18 protein-coding genes are annotated in these 17,994 nt (G+C 56.4%); 6 read left to right on the top strand and 12 right to left on the bottom strand.

The annotated features are described in order from the left end of the window. Nucleotides 1-67: 67 nt before the first annotated feature. Nucleotides 68-1,141, top strand: coding sequence for a catabolic alanine racemase DadX (dadX, locus tag ACMGGW_RS12385; RefSeq protein ID WP_043143003.1), 1,074 nt, complete (start codon nt 68-70; stop codon nt 1,139-1,141). Between the two features lie 8 nt (nt 1,142-1,149). Here the strand turns inward: dadX and ACMGGW_RS12380 are convergent, their stop codons facing one another. From ACMGGW_RS12380 to ACMGGW_RS12370, 3 genes are all read right to left on the bottom strand, one after another. Continuing rightward, complete coding sequence (locus tag ACMGGW_RS12380) at nt 1,150-2,343, bottom strand: multidrug effflux MFS transporter (RefSeq protein WP_025303101.1); 1,194 nt, start codon at nt 2,341-2,343, stop codon at nt 1,150-1,152. 83 nt (nt 2,344-2,426) lie between these two features. Next, a complete protein-coding gene (locus ACMGGW_RS12375; protein ID WP_038629407.1) occupies nt 2,427-2,981 on the bottom strand; it encodes a 3'-5' exonuclease in 555 nt (184 codons plus the stop codon). 307 nt (nt 2,982-3,288) lie between these two features. Continuing rightward, the gene (locus ACMGGW_RS12370) at nt 3,289-3,771 is read right to left on the bottom strand and encodes a hypothetical protein (RefSeq protein WP_025303100.1); all 483 of its coding nucleotides are present in this window, start codon (nt 3,769-3,771) and stop codon (nt 3,289-3,291) included. A 225-nt stretch (nt 3,772-3,996) separates the two neighbouring features. Here ACMGGW_RS12370 and ACMGGW_RS12365 point away from each other — a divergent pair, with 225 nt between their 5' ends. After that, nucleotides 3,997-4,290 (top strand): hypothetical protein, encoded by a 294-nt coding sequence (locus ACMGGW_RS12365; RefSeq protein WP_043142999.1) that lies wholly within the window; start codon nt 3,997-3,999, stop codon nt 4,288-4,290. Nucleotides 4,291-4,555: 265 nt separating this feature from the next. Here the strand turns inward: ACMGGW_RS12365 and ACMGGW_RS12360 are convergent, their stop codons facing one another. Beyond that, nucleotides 4,556-4,732, bottom strand: coding sequence for a GhoT/OrtT family toxin (locus ACMGGW_RS12360; RefSeq protein WP_025303098.1), 177 nt, complete (start codon nt 4,730-4,732; stop codon nt 4,556-4,558). Nucleotides 4,733-5,553: 821 nt separating this feature from the next. Between ACMGGW_RS12360 and ACMGGW_RS12355 the strand changes: the two genes are divergently transcribed. Beyond that, nucleotides 5,554-6,243 carry an alpha/beta hydrolase gene (locus ACMGGW_RS12355; RefSeq protein ID WP_043142997.1) on the top strand — a complete coding sequence of 230 codons (690 nt, stop codon included), beginning with the start codon at nt 5,554-5,556 and terminating at the stop codon, nt 6,241-6,243. A 200-nt stretch (nt 6,244-6,443) separates the two neighbouring features. On the opposite strand, the gene ACMGGW_RS12350 is transcribed toward ACMGGW_RS12355, so the two are convergent. The 3 genes from ACMGGW_RS12350 to yeaG all read right to left on the bottom strand — a co-directional run bounded on the left by ACMGGW_RS12350 (nt 6,444) and on the right by yeaG (nt 10,345). Next, nucleotides 6,444-6,674 (bottom strand): hypothetical protein, encoded by a 231-nt coding sequence (locus ACMGGW_RS12350; RefSeq protein ID WP_004932237.1) that lies wholly within the window; start codon nt 6,672-6,674, stop codon nt 6,444-6,446. A 335-nt stretch (nt 6,675-7,009) separates the two neighbouring features. After that, on the bottom strand, nt 7,010-8,278 hold the full coding sequence (locus tag ACMGGW_RS12345) for a YeaH/YhbH family protein (protein WP_004932234.1): 1,269 nt from the start codon (nt 8,276-8,278) through the stop codon (nt 7,010-7,012). Between the two features lie 132 nt (nt 8,279-8,410). Next, entirely contained in the window at nt 8,411-10,345 is a 1,935-nt protein-coding gene (yeaG, locus tag ACMGGW_RS12340; protein WP_025303096.1) for a protein kinase YeaG, read from the bottom strand. Between the two features lie 426 nt (nt 10,346-10,771). Here yeaG and ACMGGW_RS12335 point away from each other — a divergent pair, with 426 nt between their 5' ends. After that, nucleotides 10,772-11,536: a MipA/OmpV family protein gene (locus ACMGGW_RS12335; RefSeq protein WP_025303095.1), complete on the top strand. Its 765-nt coding sequence runs from the start codon at nt 10,772-10,774 to the stop codon at nt 11,534-11,536. A gap of 94 nt (nt 11,537-11,630) precedes the next feature. On the opposite strand, the gene ACMGGW_RS12330 is transcribed toward ACMGGW_RS12335, so the two are convergent. Together ACMGGW_RS12330 and gapA are read right to left on the bottom strand one after the other, a co-directional pair. Beyond that, nucleotides 11,631-12,506 carry a D-hexose-6-phosphate mutarotase gene (locus ACMGGW_RS12330; RefSeq protein ID WP_025303094.1) on the bottom strand — a complete coding sequence of 292 codons (876 nt, stop codon included), beginning with the start codon at nt 12,504-12,506 and terminating at the stop codon, nt 11,631-11,633. 83 nt (nt 12,507-12,589) lie between these two features. Next, nucleotides 12,590-13,585, bottom strand: a complete 996-nt coding sequence (gene gapA / locus ACMGGW_RS12325; RefSeq protein ID WP_004932222.1) for a glyceraldehyde-3-phosphate dehydrogenase — start codon at nt 13,583-13,585, stop codon at nt 12,590-12,592. A 348-nt stretch (nt 13,586-13,933) separates the two neighbouring features. Here gapA and msrB point away from each other — a divergent pair, with 348 nt between their 5' ends. Next, nucleotides 13,934-14,347 carry a peptide-methionine (R)-S-oxide reductase MsrB gene (gene msrB, locus ACMGGW_RS12320; RefSeq protein ID WP_004932219.1) on the top strand — a complete coding sequence of 138 codons (414 nt, stop codon included), beginning with the start codon at nt 13,934-13,936 and terminating at the stop codon, nt 14,345-14,347. 63 nt (nt 14,348-14,410) lie between these two features. Next, entirely contained in the window at nt 14,411-14,683 is a 273-nt protein-coding gene (locus tag ACMGGW_RS12315) for a YeaC family protein (protein WP_025303093.1), read from the top strand. 42 nt (nt 14,684-14,725) lie between these two features. Here ACMGGW_RS12315 and ACMGGW_RS12310 read toward each other — a convergent pair whose 3' ends face one another. From ACMGGW_RS12310 to ansA, 3 genes are all read right to left on the bottom strand, one after another. Continuing rightward, complete coding sequence (locus ACMGGW_RS12310; protein WP_197822986.1) at nt 14,726-16,003, bottom strand: glycosyl hydrolase family 18 protein; 1,278 nt, start codon at nt 16,001-16,003, stop codon at nt 14,726-14,728. A 233-nt stretch (nt 16,004-16,236) separates the two neighbouring features. After that, a complete protein-coding gene (pncA, locus tag ACMGGW_RS12305; protein WP_049203352.1) occupies nt 16,237-16,869 on the bottom strand; it encodes a bifunctional nicotinamidase/pyrazinamidase in 633 nt (210 codons plus the stop codon). 22 nt (nt 16,870-16,891) lie between these two features. Further along, nucleotides 16,892-17,908 carry an asparaginase gene (ansA, locus tag ACMGGW_RS12300; protein ID WP_025303090.1) on the bottom strand — a complete coding sequence of 339 codons (1,017 nt, stop codon included), beginning with the start codon at nt 17,906-17,908 and terminating at the stop codon, nt 16,892-16,894. Nucleotides 17,909-17,994 lie beyond the last annotated feature (86 nt).

Here is a 17,994-nt window from a genome sequence, read left to right as displayed (position 1 = left end):
TTGTCATAGACTTTTCCGGCCACGCGCAGGCGCGCGTGGCCGCTGTACGCTGCCCCAAGGAGAACCGATGCCCCGTCCGATAACCGCCACGATGCATCTCGGCGCGATTGAAAATAACCTGCAGGTGGTGCGCCGTTTCGCTCCCGGCGCCAAAGTTTGGGCGGTGGTCAAGGCCAACGCCTATGGCCACGGCATCAAACACGTTTGGCGCAGCATGGCGCAAACCGACGGCTTCGCCATGCTGGATCTGGCCGAAGCGGTGCTGCTGCGCGAGTCGGGTTGGCAAGGGCCGATTCTTCTGCTGGAGGGATTCTTCCAGCCGCAGGATCTGGCGTTGCTCGACCGTTATCGCCTGACGACGGCGGTGCACAGCGACTGGCAGCTGTCGGCGATCGCCGACGCCACGCTGAACGCGCCGCTCAATGTCTATCTGAAAGTGAACAGCGGCATGAATCGGTTGGGGTTCGCACCCGATCGGCTGCATGAGGTGTGGCGCAGGGCGCAGGCGGTTGCCAATATCGGCGAGCTTACGCTGATGAGCCATTTCGCCACCGCCGACGGCCCGGAAGGCGTGGCCCAGCAGATGGCCACTATCGAGGCAGCGGCAGTCGATATACCGTTGCCGCGCTGCCTGGCCAACTCGGCCGCCACGCTGTGGCACCCTTCGACCCACGGCAGTTGGGTCCGCCCTGGGATTGTTCTCTATGGCGCTTCGCCGAGCGGTTGCTGGAATGATGTTGCGGGGACGGGGCTGCAGCCGGCGATGACGCTGAGCAGCGAGATCATCGGCATTCAGCAACTGAAGTCTGGCGATCGCGTGGGGTACGGCGGCCGTTACAGCGCCGCCGGCACGCAGCGTATCGGCGTGGTGGCCTGCGGTTACGCCGACGGCTATCCGCGTCATGCGCCGACCGGTACGCCGGTGTGGGTTGACGGCGTGCTGACGCGCACCCTGGGAACAGTGTCGATGGATATGCTGGCGGTGGATCTGACGCCCTGTCCACAAGTCGAATTGGGCGCCGACGTGGAGCTGTGGGGGAAACGCCTGCCGGTGGACGAGGTGGCCACGGCGGCAGGAACGTTGGGTTATGAGCTGCTGTCGGCGTTAGCGGCGCGGGTGCCGGTCGTCACCGAAGCCTGAGCCGCGGCTCAGGCGACTTTTTTTATCTGCCCTTTAATCTGCTTGCTGAGCCGCCGTGCGTGCAGCGCCAGCAGGCAGCCCGCCAGCATGACCAATGCTAGCGACAACTTCGGCTGCAACGGCAACGCCATCGCCACCAGCCCCAGTGCGGCACCGCCGGCCATCTGTACGAAACCGACCAGCGCGGACGCGACGCCTGCCTCATTGGAGTACGGCTCCAACGCGTAGCTGGTGGCCGGACCCATCACGAACGCCAACCCGGCGCAGGCGCTGGCGACCGGCAGCATATACGCCAGCCAGTGCGCTTGCGCCGCCGCGGGCAGCAGCATGACGCCCAGCAGCAACCCCAGACAGCCCAGCCCCATCAAAATGCCGCCGGTCGCCAGGCAAACCGGACGGCCTACCTTGTGGATGATGCGGTTGGCGAAGAAGCTGACCAGCATGATCCAGAAACCGTTGGCGCCGAACACCAGCGAAAATTGCAGCGGGGTCAGGCCGGCGGTGCCCATCAGCACGTTCGGTGCCAGGGAAACGTAGGTCAGCGCCATGCCCATCGCCCCGGAGTTCACTACCGCAAAGGAAAGGAAACGCCGTTCGCTGAGGATGCGCGCATATTGGCGTACCGGCAGCCCCTTGACCGGGACGGTGTCGGCAGGGCGGGTTTCCGGCAGGCGCAGCGCGATGAGCACCAACACCAGCAGCGCATAACCGACCAGGAACCAGAAAGGGGCTCGCCAGCCGAAGGCTTCGGCGAGCAGGCCGCCGAGCAGCGGCGCCAGCGCGGGGATGATGTTCAGCGTGCCATTGAGAAAGCCGAAGGCGCGGGCAGCGTCGTCACCATTCAGGCGGTCGCGCACGCCGCTGAAGGCGACGACGGCGGTGCAGCAAACCGCCACCCCTTGCAGCAGACGCGAAGCGATGAAAAGCGTCGGGCTGGTAGCCAGCGCCGCCATCGCGGCGCCGATCATGTAGAGGATAATGCCGGCCAGCGCCACCGGCTTGCGGCCATAGTTATCCACCAGCGGGCCGGCGATGACCTGGCCGAGGCCGAGCACCAGAATAAACAGTGAAATGGTGGATTGGATCAGCGCTTCGCTGCTGCCCAGGCCGACGGCAATGGCGGGAATGGTCGGCAGGTAAAGATCGATGCCTAATGGGCCGAGCAGCACCAGGCTGAGAAGCATAAACAGAAACTTTTGCATAACAGGAAAGGCACGTCCGAGTGACAAAGAGGGCTAGAGTAGAGACTCCGGCGACAAATGAAAAGGGGCAAAGCGGGTCAGCGCTACGCCCCCTGGCGGTAATAGAGCGCCGAGACGGCATCGGCCACGTAACGGGCCTGGTGGCGAGCATCATCCAACGCACGGTGCGGCATGCCTTCGAACGGGCGTGTCTTTTTGGGGTTAAAGCCGTGAAGTTCTGCCAACGTGATCACCGTGCGCACGTCCTGAGTATCCCAGAATTTCCACGGGCAGGGCATTTCCAGCTGCTGGAAGGCGTGTTCGAGGATCGCACAGTCGAACTCTTTGCCGTTGCCCCAGACTTTCACCGTATCGGTGCTGTTCATATGGATAAAGCGGCTGAGGCTGCTCAACACGCGTTTCAGGCTCTCGGTGCCGCCGAAGGCCTGTTTGCGCGCTTCGTCGGACTGTTTCGCCCACCAGGCAACCGTATCCAGGCTGATGGTACGGCCCGGTTGCTCTTTCTGGCAACTGACGGCGGCTTCGAATTCGGCGCCCAGTTCCCCGGTTCGGGGATCGAAAAACACCGCCGCAACCACCAGAATGACGGCGCTGGGTTTTGTGTCCAGGGTTTCAATGTCTAACATCAGATGGTGCATCGGCGTTTCCGGTGGTAGGCGTGGTGGCTTAATATTACTACAGAACGTGCGCCGATGCGGGCCGATGCGCACATGAAATCCTTTTAAAGCGCCGCGTTCAGGTTATGATGCTCGGGATACTCTTATCAGGTTGGTCGTTATCGGTGAGAACGCTTATCTTTATTCTGTGCATGGTCGGCTACTTGCTGTTGCTGGGCTACCTTAGCATGTTCGTCACGGACAAGATCTGTGAGAAGGCGGGCAACTTCACTAAAATATGCCGCGTCGTAGACATTTCCGAACCTCACATCCCTAAGTAGCAGTCTGTTTACCCCAGATAGTCGGTGGTAATCAACGGGGTCAGGATGGCCGCCAGCGCCATGAGCGCTCCCCATTGCCGCCAGCCCAGCCGCGCCAGCCAGTCATGTCGCTGCGGCGGCGTGGCCAACTGCCCGACGGCCACGCCGCCGGTCAGCAGCAGCGTCAGAATCAGCAGCACCAGGCCGCGGCTCACCAGCGTGAACTCGACATGCAGCACATTGGCGTAATAGAGGCGCATCAGAATAAAATAGCTCAGCAAGATCCAGGCGAAAACGACGTTCTTCCTGAGTACCTGCTGCAGCATCAACGCGATGAACAGGCTGTGAAAAAGCGACAGTAGCGGGGCCTCGATCGGATGCCGAACGCAGACGTTGTAGACCGCCATGTAAATGTTGAAAACCAGCAGGATATAGATCACGTAAATATACCAGCCGTAGATGACTTTGAGCTTTTTCGGGTTCGGCGGCAGGGAGAGTGCGTCCGGTTTCATTAATGCCTCCTGATGATGCCATGCAAACGCTGCGGTTGAAGACGACGCGGCGACATCGTAATTTTAAATCCACTGGGTATATATCACCCGTGCGCTAAATGACAATTAAACGCATGAACGGCTTTATTTCCGCGTTGACCTGGAACTCTTTGGCGCTTGCGGGGTCGATTAGCGTGCGAATGTCTGGCGGTTTTCCCACCACAATGGAAGACGTAATACATTGATATGAGAGATTATAAAAACACTTCTGGCACAAAAATCCTGCTGCTGTTCAGCCTGACATTTTACACACTGTTGCCACCGTTGTTGACGACGGCCGTGTTCAACCGTTTCAATCTTAATCCGTTCGCGATCGTCAAATTTTTTCACTTTAACCCGTTTTTGGCCGATCGGGGCATACCCAGCTATCAGACTTTCTTCTATTTGCTGATGCTATGGTTGGGGTTCAATGTTTTGCTCTGGCTGCTGGTGTGGGGGGGAGGGCGACTGTATCAGCGCTGGCGAGCGCCGCGCGGCTGATAGTTTTCCAAAGGGAAAAAGTTGCGTGGGGAAATGACTTTACATTCAATAATGAGACGTATTATCATTTGTTTCGCCGGTGAGGGGAAAAGGGTTGTCTCCTTCTGTGCCCCCCGCTCCGGCACGACATTGCTCACATTGCTTCCAGTTTTCATGCCAGCCTTGCGCTGGCGTTTTTTTATCCCTCGCCCAAAACCACGACGTCGGTGGTCAGCCTCATTTCATTAACACGATTGCTTAAAAGCCACCGCGCGGCATGGGGGCATTAGAACAGCGAAAACAGCAACACGACCGGCAGGCTCAACGGCCAGGTTAACCCGATGGTCACTGCGCTGATACAGCGAATTTTGACGGTGTCCCGGCTAACCAGGTAGGTGAAAACCATAGAAACTAAAAGACCAATAAAATAACAGTATTGCGTTGCAACCCACAGCGGCGACATGAAACCCGATCCCAATTGTATTTTTACGCGCGAATTCTAGGAGCTTGGCGGGGGATAATCAATGACCAAAGGCCGTTTATTCAAACCTTTATTCATAAGGACGCATAATTCATTTCTATAAAGAACGTGGGGTTATTAACGGCTTTACGTTTATTACCAAAAGAAATCAACAGCATAGTTACCGGTAACATTCTGCGTCAGGCAAGCCATCGTTTTGGAGGAACTCCGCTGAGCAGTAAAAGGGCCTGTGAGGGGGGGAAAAGCGATGAGTCTATAATTCATAAAAATTAATGATGTATTTGCGGCAAAAAGGCTGAGGTGAAGTGCCGTTGTCCGTTCGCGAGCCCTTTAAGCGTCGGTTTTAGCGCATCGTAACGATGCGCCGCTGATGAGTCGGGAAGAGGGATTGTTGTCGTTGTAGGTTTAATGAATGTTAAGACCGTAGACGAACAGCCACGAAAACAGCAGCGCCAGCAGGCATGCCATAAAAACGATGGAGATCATTTCCTTCACAACTTCATTCCTTTTCCCGTGAGTCAAATTTACTTCTCTTTGTTTTTGCGCGAAATTTTAGATCGTCATGGGTAAAAATCCTAGTTTTAATCCCGTTTTTTTCTCTGGCATTGCGGCGTAAGCCGCGTCGATAGGCCGTGGCGACGCCGGAAAAGCAGGGGACGTTAACTCGTCGTAGCTATTGCTGAACGCTGTGGGGCTGACTATATAAAATAGGGACTGTGTGACGTCGAAGGCAGCCAGGCGTGTCTCTTAAGGGGGGCCGTTCATCTGTCTACGGCGCTTTCCTATGAGATGAGGAGTCGGCAATGAGCACAAAACCCACTATCGTGCTGGTACATGGATTCTGGGGCGGCGCCGCGCACTGGAGTAAGGTTATCATCGAGTTGTCACGCAGGGGCTATTCGGCGATTCATGCGGTAGAAATGCCGTTGACCTCGTTGGCTGAGGATGCGGAACGTACGCGTAAGATGGTCGCGCAGCAAGCGGGACCGGTAGTGTTGGTAGGGCACTCTTACGGTGGTGCCGTGATCACGGAAATGGGCAACCAGCCTAACGTGGTTGGCCTGGTCTACATCGCCGCGTTTGCGCCGGATGCCGGTGAAAGTGCCGGCGGTATTACGCAAGCGCATCCTCCTGCGGCAGTCGAGAATTTGACCCCGGACAGCGACGGTTATCTGTGGATCAAAACCGACAAGTTTCACGAAAGCTTTTGCCAGGATCTGACCGCCGACGAGGCGCTGGTGATGGCGGTGGCGCAGAAGGCTCCGCTGGCTGATACCTTTGGTAACACCCTCGGTGAACCTGCCTGGAAACATAAACCGTCATGGTATCAACTCTCCAGCGACGATCGCATGATAGCCCCGGAGAATCAGCGACGTATGGCGCAGCGGCTGCAGCCTAAGAAAGTGATGGTACTCAATGCCAGCCACGCCTCGCTGGTCTCTCACGCCGAGGAGGTGGCGAGTTTGATTGACGAAGCGGCCGGTTCGCAATAAAGCAAGAGCCGAAAGGTTCTTCGGAATAAAAGGTGACAGACTATTCCTCCGCTGCCTATTACGCCGGGCTAAAGAGCCGGCGTAATAGGGGCCCATTAAGGATAAACGCTGATATCGCTATCGATATTAATGATTAACAGCATCATCAGCACGACGGCGGTGGCAATAATGGCGTAGATGTCTGCCTTACGCATATCGCCTTAACGCCCGTTAACCCCGATCATTTCTATTGCCGCACGATGCAGCCTCTGAAAATAATCATCGGGCTGTTTTTCTATCTCCTGGATAAGGCTGGCGAGCAGGTTCTGTTTGGTTATCGGCTTGTTGGCGGTCAGCACCAGAAGCACGTTTTTGCCGAGCAGGCAGCATATTTGCTTATGGTATTCATCAACGTCGTGTTTGTTGAGGCCATAGAGGGTGTAGTCGATCATGATGTTTAACCTGCTGACAGGTAGATGCCCGCCGCAGCGGGCTGAGAAGCCATAGAAAAATAAAATGAGGCAAATTTCGCTTAGGAAAGGTCTTAAGCGATGGGATAACGATAACTGAATGGGAATATTCCTATCAAGCCGTGTGGACGTGGAGGCGAATGTTTAGGAATAACCTCAGAAGAACAAATAATAGAGAGGGTCGTTCTGGGGAACGCGACTTATTATTGACATTGTTATTGTGTAAAAAACAAACACGGATGATGTAAATATAATGCGGAAAAGAAACAGCCGGAAAACGGCGTTTTCCGGCTGTGGTGACATTCACGCGATGTTATTCACACGGTCTGCTTGCGAAACAGTTCGCGGAATACCGGATAGATATCGTCCGGTTCGCGGATATGCTGCATGGCGAAGTTGTCGAACTTCGCCTGCAGATCCTCATATTCACGCCACAGCGTTTGGTGAGCGCGGCGAGTGATCTCTATGTAGCTATAATAACGCACCATCGGCAGGATCTTCTTCGCCAACAGTTCATGGCACAGCGGTGAATCGTCGGCCCAGTTGTCGCCGTCCGAGGCTTGCGCGGCGTAGATATTCCATTGCGCCGGGTCATAACGTTCTTCGACGACGTCGTTCATCAACTTCAGCGCACTGGAGACGATGGTGCCGCCGGTTTCCTGTGAATAGAAGAACTCCTGTTCATCCACCTCTTTTGCCTGGGTGTGATGGCGAATATAGACCACCTCAACGTTTTTGTAGGTTCGGCTCAGGAACAGATAAAGCAGAATGTAAAAACGCTTGGCCATGTCTTTGGTCGCCTGATCCATCGAACCGGACACGTCCATCAGGCAGAACATCACCGCCTGGCTCGAGGGCTCCGGCCGGCGCTCATAGTTTTTGTAGCGCAGGTCGAAGGTATCGATAAACGGCACGCTTTCGATTTTCTTGCGCAGTTCGGCAATTTCTTTGCGCAGCCGCTCCTCTTCCAGCAATTGCACGGGTTCGGTGTTTTCCAACTGGGTCAGCGCATCTTCCAACTCGTGCAACGCGCGTCTTTTACCGGCGGTCATGGCGGTACGCCGCGCCAGCGAGTTCTGCAGCGAACGCACGACGCTGATGTTGGCCGGCACGCCGTTGGCGGTATAGCCGGCGCGATGGGTTTTGAACTCGGTCAATTGCTTGTACTGATTCTTCTTCAAGTTGGGCAGGGCGAGATCCTCGAACAAAAGATCGAGATACTCATCTTTGGATATCTGGAAGACGAATTCATCCTGGCCCTCACCGTCCTGACTGGCGTTCCCTTGGCCGCCGCCACCGCCTGCGCCGCCCTGAGGCCGCTCAACGCGATCGTTCTGCACGAAGTGGTCATTGCCCGGGTGAACGCGATGGCGAGTGCCGCCGCGCCCCTGATGAAACATCGGTTCGTTGATATCGTCAGTGGGGATGGAGACCGACTCCCCGCTGTCTACGTCGGTGACCGAACGCTTGTTGATGGCTTCGGCAATCGACTGTTTGATTTGCGACTTGTAACGGCGCAAGAAGCGCTGGCGGTTCACCATGCTCTTGTTTTTGCCGTTCAGCCGTCGGTCAATGAAATAGGCCATACTTCCCCCAAACGACGTTGCCAACTCTTCATGTCCCGGCCGCGGCAGCGCAATGTGCCAGCCCCTCCGTGGGCTGCGCTGCAACGTCCATGACTGTGGACATGGCCCTGATAATGCCGCTTACCTGAGGCGTTATGAGGATTTTCTGACCCGCAGATACCATTCACACAGCAGGCGCACCTGCTTGCGGGTATAGCCTTTCTCCATCATGCGGTCAACGAAGTCGTCGTGTTTTTTCTGCTCGTCCGTCGACGTTTTGGCGTTGAACGAAATCACCGGCAACAGCTCTTCGGTATTGGAGAACATTTTTTTCTCGATCACGGTGCGCAGCTTCTCGTAGCTGGTCCAGTTCGGATTGCGGCCGTTGTTGTTGGCACGAGCGCGCAGCACGAAGTTCACGATTTCGTTACGGAAATCTTTCGGGTTGCTGATACCGGCCGGTTTTTCAATTTTTTCCAGTTCGGCGTTCAAAGACTCACGATCGAACAGCTGGCCGGTATCGGGATCGCGATACTCCTGATCCTGGATCCAGAAGTCCGCGTAGGTCACATAACGGTCAAAAATGTTCTGTCCGTATTCCGAGTAGGATTCCAGATAGGCGGTCTGGATCTCTTTGCCGATAAACTCGGCGTATTTCGGGATCAGATAGCCTTTCAGGTGTTCCAGGTATTTCTCGGCCAAATCCTGCGGGAACTGTTCGCGTTCGATCTGCTGCTCCAGCACATAGAACAGGTGTACCGGGTTGGCCGCCACCTCGGCGTGATCGAAGTTGAATACCCGCGAGAGGATTTTAAAGGCGAAACGGGTGGAGAGGCCGTTCATGCCTTCGTCAACCCCAGCGTAGTCGCGGTACTCCTGATAGGACTTGGCTTTCGGATCGGTATCCTTGAGACTTTCGCCGTCATACACGCGCATTTTCGAGTAAATGCTCGAGTTTTCCGGCTCTTTCAACCGCGACAGCACGCTGAACCGCGCCAATGTTTCGAGGGTGCCCGGTGCGCAAGGCGCGTGAGTCAGCTCGCTGTGATCCAGCAGCTTGTCGTAAATTTTGATCTCTTCAGACACGCGCAGGCAGTAAGGTACTTTGACGATGTACACGCGGTCGAGGAACGCTTCGTTGTTCTTGTTGTTGCGGAAGGTCACCCACTCGGATTCGTTGGAGTGCGCCAGAATAATGCCGCTGAACGGCAGGGCGGAGATGCCTTCAGTGCCGTTGTAGTTGCCTTCCTGGGTCGCGGTCAGCAGCGGATGCAGCACCTTGATCGGCGCTTTGAACATCTCGACGAACTCCATAATCCCCTGGTTGGCGCGGCACAGGGCGCCGGAGTAACCGTAGGCGTCCGGATCGTTCTGCGCGTGGTTCTCCAGTTTACGGATATCCACTTTACCGACCAGCGCCGAGATGTCCTGGTTGTTTTCATCGCCCGGTTCGGTTTTGGCGATGGCGATCTGTTCCAGAATGGAAGGGCGCACCTTCACGACTTTAAATTTGGTGATGTCGCCGCCGAACTCATGCAGGCGTTTCGCCGCCCACGGCGACATGATAGTGCCGAGGTAGCGACTCGGGATGTTGAACTCTTTCTCCAGGATCGAGGCATCTTCCTGCGGGTTGAACAGGCACAGCGGATGATCGTTGACCGGGCTGCGCTCGCCATTGGCGCTGAGGGTGTAGATGGGCACGCGCTGCATCAACGCCTTAAGACGTTCTGCCAGCGAGGACTTACCGCCGCCCACCGGGCCCAGCAGGTAAAGGATCTGTTTCTTCTCTTCCAGGCCCTGCGCGGCGTGTTTCAGGTAAGAGACGATCTGTTCGATGGCCTCTTCCATGCCATAGAATTCCTCGAAGGCCGGATAGCGTGCGATCACGCGATTGGAGAACAGGCGCGACAGGCGTGATTCTAGCGCAGTGTCGACCATCACAGGTTCACCGATAGCCATCAGCAGACGTTCGGCCGCGTTGGCATAGGCACTGCGATCTTGCCGGCAAATGGTAAGAAATTCCTGCAGTGTGAACTCTTCGTCCTTGGCAGCTTCGTAGCGCTGGCGATAGTGGTCAAATATGTTCATGATGCCCGTCCTTTCGTTATTAGCACAGGTTAAAGAGAGCGTGTGATAGTGTTCTGGCCCCCGGAAGATGAGAATACGCCTGAGTACAGCAACCCGTATGCCAACTTGGTGCGCTTATTATCGCGAGTTGCGCTGTATGCCACTGGGCCCAGGATAAATTCGCCTTCTGATTTAAGCTTAGTTTGCTTGCCGGAAAATTTCCTGCCGCAGAAAAAGCTTTTTTTAAGTCATATCAATGACTCAGTTATTACCGTGTTAGCCAAATGCCTTGTCTGGCGCGGCCTGCGGGATAAAACGTCATCGTTCCGCCATGATTAATTCATAATTCCGCTATAAGTTATTCGATCTTGGTCGTTTTCTATTGTAAAGATTAGGCGCGCAACTAAATTTTCACATAAACTATTGCGGCTATTAACCCTGTAATTTATGGAAAAAGAACCAGTGAAGATTTCAAAACTCAAAACGCTAGCAATTATCGCTTCCGCAATGGTTTGTGCGCAAAGTGCTCAGGCGGGGACCTGGTCACTTGGCGCTGCCGCGCTGGTTAGCCCGGACGCGTATCGCGGTTATCAGGACCGCGTTTATCCGGTGCCCGTCATCGACTATGAAGGTGATGACTTCTACTTCCGTACTCTGACCGCCGGTTACTACCTGTGGAAAGATCAAGAAAACCAGCTGAGCATCATGGGTTACTACACGCCATGGGGCTACCGTCCGGGCGACAGCGACGACGATCGCATGAAGCGCCTCGACAAGCGTCGCGGCACGCTGATGGCCGGCCTGGCCTATTCGCACAACGCGGAGTGGGGCACTATCCGTACTACTTTCACCGGCGACACGCTGAACAACAGCAACGGGCTGGTGGGCGATGTGGCTTACCTGTACAAGTTTGATCTGGACGCATTGACGCTGGTCCCGGGCGTGGGCGTAATGTGGAACAGCAAGAACCAGAACAAATATTACTACGGCGTCAGCGCCAATGAATCCCGCCGCAGCGGCCTGGATAGCTACACCCCAGGCGATAGCTGGGCACCGTATCTCGAGCTGAGCGCCAATTACCAGATCAACAAGAGCTGGAACGCTTTCTTCGTCGGCCGCTATGTGAAGCTGTCGGATGAAGTAAAAGACAGTCCGATGGTGGATAAATCCTACACCGGTTTGTTGATGACGGGTGTGAGCTACACCTTCTAATCACGCATTGCACGATTATCGTGCATGGCGTGCATTAAAAAGGGGCGCAAGCGCCCCTTTTGCACATCTGCAGTGCGCTGCCGCGCACGATCCCTCAGGCTTTTTTACGGCTGCGGAAGGTGACTCCCAAACGGGCGGGTTGCTCGCCGGCGGCGATCAGCGGTTTGCTGACGCGCCCGGTCTCGATACAAACCATGGTCTTGTAACCGTCGTTCGGCATATCCCCCATGCTGCAGGAGAGTTCTGCGCCGGGGTTCCAGGCGATGACGTCGCTCATATGATGGTGGTGAACCTCGATGGTGCGTGCGAGCGCCGGATCGCGGATCTGGCTGAAGGCCTCCGGGCGAGTATAGACACGGTCGGTTTGGCCGACGAAGGTCACTTCACCTGCCTGACGTGCCTCTGCACCGCCCGCCACCTTGTCGATATAAGGCTCGCCCAGACCCGCCACGCTGACCCGTTCGATGTCGCCGACCTGGAAGTAGCTATGTAGCGCCGCCGTGGCCTGATAATCGCCGTGCGATTCCAGTTCGATCTCGCACTCTGCACCCAGTTTGAAGCGGGCAATCAGCGTGAAGGCGTGCGGCCACAGTTTTCGGGTCTGCTCATTGTCTTTCAGCGTGAAGGTCAGAATGACGCCGTTGTCATCTTCATCGTGCGCCGTCAGGCTCCAGGGCTGGTTACGGGCAAAGCCGTGGGAGGGTTGCGCCACTGGACCGAACCACGGCCAGCAGATCGGTACCCCACCGCGGATGGCCTTGCCTTTGGCAAACGGGGTATTGTTGCTGAGCCAAATTACCGGCTGCTCACCGCTGGGCTGCCAGGCCAGCAAATGGGCGCCCTGCAGCGCGACGGCCGCGCGCACTTTCGGGTGCGAGACCACCACCACGCCCAGCTCATCGAGCTGACGTTGGCTGATGTAAGGTGAAATCTGTTCGGAAACGGGCAGGGTGAAAATTTTCTCGTTCATTTCATGACCTATTGTTTGCCGGAGAGACAAATAAAAAAGGGCGACAAAAATGTCGCCCTCATTATCAGCTTAACATCATGCCATTACTTGGAGATGTGAGCGATCAGATCCAAAACCTTGTTGGAATAACCGGTTTCGTTGTCGTACCAGGAAACCAGCTTCACGAAGTTGTCGTTCAGTGCGATACCGGCTTTGGCATCGAACACGGAAGTCAGCACTTCGCCGTTGAAATCGGTGGAAACCACGTCGTCTTCAACGTAGCCCAGAACGCCTTTCATAGAACCTTCAGCGGCGTCTTTGATGGCTTTCTTGATTTCTTCGTAGGTAGCCGCTTTTTCCAGACGTACGGTCAGGTCAACAACGGATACGTTAGGCGTCGGTACGCGGAACGCCATACCGGTCAGTTTGCCTTTCAGCTCTGGCAGAACCACGCCAACCGCTTTCGCTGCGCCGGTAGAAGAAGGGATGATGTTCTGGGATGCGCCGCGGCCGCCGCGCCAGTCTTTGTGGGACGGGCCATCAACGGTTTTCTGAGTAGCGGTGGTCGCGTGAACGGTGGTCATCAGACCTTCAACGATACCGAAGTTGTCGTTGATGACTTTAGCCAGTGGCGCCAGGCAGTTGGTGGTGCAAGAGGCGTTGGACACGATGTCCTGGCCGGCATATTTGTCAAAGTTAGCGCCGCGCACGAACATTGGGGTCGCATCTTTGGATGGACCAGTCAGAACCACTTTTTTAGCGCCGGCGGTGATGTGTTTACGCGCGGTTTCGTCGGTCAGGAAGATACCGGTCGCTTCAGCAACCACGTCAACGCCTACTTCGTTCCACTTCAGGTTAGCCGGGTCTTTCTCTGCGGTAACACGGATGGTTTTGCCGTTAACAACCAGGTGGCCGTCTTTAACTTCTACCGTACCGTTGAAACGGCCGTGAGTAGAGTCATACTTCAGCATGTAAGCCATGTACTCTGCGTCCAACAGGTCGTTGATTGCAACGATCTCGATGTCAGAACGCTCTTGAGCAGCACGGAAAACAATGCGACCGATACGGCCAAAACCGTTGATACCTACTTTGATAGTCATATATTCCACCAGCTATTTGTTAGTGAATAAAAGGTTGGTTGTAAAATTACAAAAACCTTACCCAGCGTCAAGCGGAATCGTGTCAATTCTTGCGGCAAGTCAAACCAGAAGGGTGGTTTTGCACGCTTATTGCACAGTCCATTTGCGCTTGGCCTCATCCGTTATATGGGGACAAGCCGCCAAGTATAAAGTCAGCATACGCAAGATGTGTGATCGCTATCACATATCATCGTGACGTAGCCTTTATGGGCTACAGTTTAGGCCAAAAACCCCTGCAGCGGTGTTAATTTTTTGTTATTATTAATCATTGTTTTCGTTGACATTATCCACATTCAGAGATAAGCACAAATGGCTAAAGAGACAACCCCCGGTCATCCGGTCACGGAACTGAATGAAATCCAACGTTATGTGACGCAACAGCGTGGTACCGAAGCGCCGTTCAGCGGCAAATTGCTGCACAACAAGCGCGAGGGCGTGTACCATTGCCTGTGCTGCAACCAGCCGCTGTTCTATTCCGAAACCAAATACGATTCCGGCTGCGGTTGGCCGAGTTTTTATGAGCCGGTTTCCGCCGATGCAATCCGCTATCTTGATGATAATTCGCATAATATGCATCGTGTTGAAATCCGCTGCGGCCACTGCGACGCGCACCTGGGGCACGTTTTCCCCGATGGCCCGCAGCCGACAGGCGACCGCTACTGCGTCAACTCCGCCTCGCTGAGTTTCACCGATGGCGAAAATGGCGACCAAACGGCCGGTTAAGTGGTAATTTAACTAACAAAATCGATTCAGCTAATTATTCATCCGTAAGCGAGAAGGGCTCTGATGGACGTGAAAGATCTGATTGCGGCGATGACGCCCGAGATATACCAGCGCCTGGTACTGGCGGTTGAGCTGGGTAAATGGCCGGACGGCGTGGCGCTGACGCCGGAGCAGAAAGAAAATAGCCTGCAGGCGGTGATGCTGTGGCAGTCGATGCACAACGTCGATCCGCAGCACATGAGCATCGGTACCGACGGGCAGATTGTGATGAAGAGCAAGCAAGAGCTGAAACAGCAGTTCGTTGCCGAGCCGCTGGCCAAACTCAAACCGCAGTAACGCGACCCTAAAGCGGGGCGATGTCGCCATCGCCCCGTCGACTCAACGTTTTTCGCCCTTAATCCCCAACGATTCCGCCAGCTGCTGTGCCAGCCGGTTGTTGTCGTCCGCGCCGTATTCCCAGAACATCGCACCGCCTAATCCCTGGCTTTTGATGTATTCGGCCTTGATGGCCACCGAACGCGGGTTCTCGTAGGAGATGGCAAACAGCGGCTTGCCTTCGGCGGATTGCAGCGTCAAGTATGGCACTTTGGCGTCGTCATCCCAGTGTTCGCGAAAACGATGCTGCGGATCGTTGAGCAATTTGCTGACGATATCGTGGTATTTAAAGTAAGTGTCTTTGCTGAGATCCAATCCCAGCGTGCGGAACAGGGCGGTTTCGCGCGCGCTGAAGTCAGGCTGCGTCACCGGATGCTTGGCGGCGTCCGGTTTGTCCCAGTCGATGCCCGCCTCGGTCGCCCGTTTCGGCACCCGGCCGTAGAAACCGATGCCCAGGTTCATCTGTGCCGGTTTCAGTCCGGCAGCCAGATAATGCTTTACCACGAAATCGGCGCTGTAGCGGTCGGCGGCCGCCACGGTTGGCCAACGCGTTGAATCGTACAGGTTGGCATTGAAGTACTGTGTGCCGTAAGCCATGTCGTAAGTCATCAGATTGATGTAGTCGAGGTAAGGGGCAATGCTTTTCACATCGACCCATTCCTGTGGGCTTTTGACGTTGGCCCCGACGGCGATGGTTAACAGCTTGCCTTGCCCCAGCGCTTGGTGAAGCTCTTTCAGCAGCAGGGTGAAGTTATCGCGATCCGCCGGTTGGCTTTCCACCAGCCCCCAGGCGCCGTTCACCGGGTATTCCCAGTCCAGATCGATCCCATCCAGCCGGTACTGTGCGATCACCTGCAGCGCGGAGCGAATGAATATCGCCCGGTTTTCCGCGGTAGCGGCGGCGGCGGAGAAACCGCGTGCGCCCCAGCCACCGACCGACAGCAGCACTTTCAGCTCGGGGTTCTGTTTGCGCAGCACCGGCAGCCGTTGCAGATCGGCCGTGACTTTCGGCGACAGGTAGATCTGGTGGCGGCGAGCGGGGTCTTTCAGCGCCGCATTGGTTTCGTCTTTCTCGCCGTTGTAGATCAGGCCGAACGAATAGTTGAGGTGGGTGATTTGCGTGACGTCCAGCTTATCGATATCGCCACCGGGGCCGGCGGTGACGTCGCCGCCGCCGTTGAAGTAGCCGACGGAGAGATAGGCCGCCTGGGCCGTGCTTGCGCCAGCCATAGCCAATTGCACCGCCGCCAGCAAAGGCAGCAGTTTTCGGGTTATTTTCATGTCAGTCTCCTTGTGGTCGGCAAGGCCGACCGTACCGCCAGGGGCGGGCACAATAAAGCCGGGCTCAGTGGGCCCCGGATGCGTATAACCGATTGACGCCAAAAGCGTCGCAGTCATAACAGCAAAAGCGCCTGCCGGTCACAAGCCGTTGGGGAAGAAGAAAGGCGGTATTGTGAGCAGCGTCGATAATTTCGCCGCCGCGCAGAGAGGGCGCCGGTGGCGCACGAGCGGATTTAGTTGGCGAGAAACTGTGACAGGGTAACTAGCTGCGCGCCGGCGCGCGCCATGTCCTGCAGCGCTCGCTCACTGTCGTCCGGCTGCAGATTCACGCCGCGGCAGCCGTCGACGATCACTTGCGTCGGATAGCCGGCAGCCAGCGCATCCAGCACGCTGAACTTCACGCAGTAGTCGGTCGCCAGGCCCATGACAGCCAACCGCCGGACGCCCTGCGATTGCAGCCAGCCGTGGAGTTCGGTTTGCGCACGGTGGCCGTTATCGAAGAACGCGCTGTAGCTGTCGATGTTCGTATCTTGCCCTTTGCGAAAGACGGCATTGATGTGTTGCCGCTGTAACTGGGGATGAAAATCGGCGCCGTGGCTCCCTTGCACGCAGTGCACCGGCCACCACACCTGCGGCAGGCCTTCCAGCTCACCGAGAGTGCCGACCTGCGCATCGGAGTTCACCGCAAAGCTGCGGTGATTGGCGGGGTGCCAGTCCTGGCTGGCCACCACCGGCTCTCCCCGCGCCAGGCAGGCGGCGATCGCCTGATTGGCGACCGGGATGACGGCGTCGCCCGCCGTGACCGCCAGCGCGCCGCCGGGGCAGAAGTCGTTTTGCAGATCGATCAACAACAGGGCCGTTTTCATCGCCGCTCCAGAGTTCAGTCGATTAACCGTTGATGCTCAGCTCGCCGCGCAGATCTTGCTGCATCAGGGCGCGGATTTGTTCCGGCGTCAGCGGCTGGCTCAACAGATAGTGCAGCTTGGTCAGGGCGGCTTCCACCGTCATGTCGAAACCGCTGATAACCCCGGCGTGCGCCAGCGCGTTGCCGGTGGCGTAGCCTTCCATATTGACGCGCCCGGAGATGCACTGCGTCAGGTTGACCACCACGATGCCGCGTTCGGAGGCCGCACGCAACTCGTCGATCAGCTCGGCCTTCTGCGGCGCGTTGCCGACGCCGTAGGAACGCAGGATCAGCGCCTTGACCGGCTGCAGCAGGAAGTTACGCACCACCGCGCCGGAAATGCCCGGATAGATAGTGACCACGCCGATCGGCTGCGGCGTGATGTCGTGCACTCGTAACCCGCCGTTGCAAGTCGGGCTGTCGATGCCGTGCTGGCGACGAATGTGGATACCGGCTTCCAGCAGCGGCGGCAGGTTGGGTGAAGCGAAAGCGTCGAAGCCGTCGGCATGCGCCTTGGTGGTGCGGTTGCCGCGGAACAGCTTGTTGTTGAAGAACAGGCTGACTTCGTTCACCGGATGGTTGGCTGCCAGGTACAATGCATTCAGCAAATTGGTTTGGCCATCGGAGCGCAGCTCCGCCAGCGGAATCTGCGAGCCGGTGACGATCACCGGCTTAGCCAGGTTCTCCAGCATGAAGGAAAGCGCCGAGGCGGTGAACGCCATGGTGTCGGTGCCGTGCAGGATCACGAAGCCGTCGTAGCGATCGTAGTTCTGCTTGATGTCGTCGGCGATGTGCTGCCAGTCTTCCGGCGTCATGTCCGAAGAGTCAATCAATGGCGCGTATTCATGAATGGTGAAATCCGGCATTTCCGGCCGATGGAATTCCGGCATCAGCGCCAGTTGGCGCTGCAGGTGGCCGGAAACCGGGATATAGCCGTGATCGGAGCGCTGCATGCCGATGGTGCCGCCGGTGTAGGCGACGTAAATGGATTTCTTTTGCATGGTCATGATTTTAACAAAGATAAGATGGGCTGAATTATAGGGGCATGGCGGCAGAAAAAAAGCCCGGCGATGGCCGGGCTGTAGAA

Source organism: Serratia sp. BNK-4 (genome assembly GCF_048685115.1).
Classification (GTDB): domain Bacteria; phylum Pseudomonadota; class Gammaproteobacteria; order Enterobacterales; family Enterobacteriaceae; genus Serratia; species Serratia bockelmannii.
The sequence above is the reverse complement of the archived record's forward strand: the minus strand, read 5'-3'. Positions and strand labels throughout refer to the sequence as shown.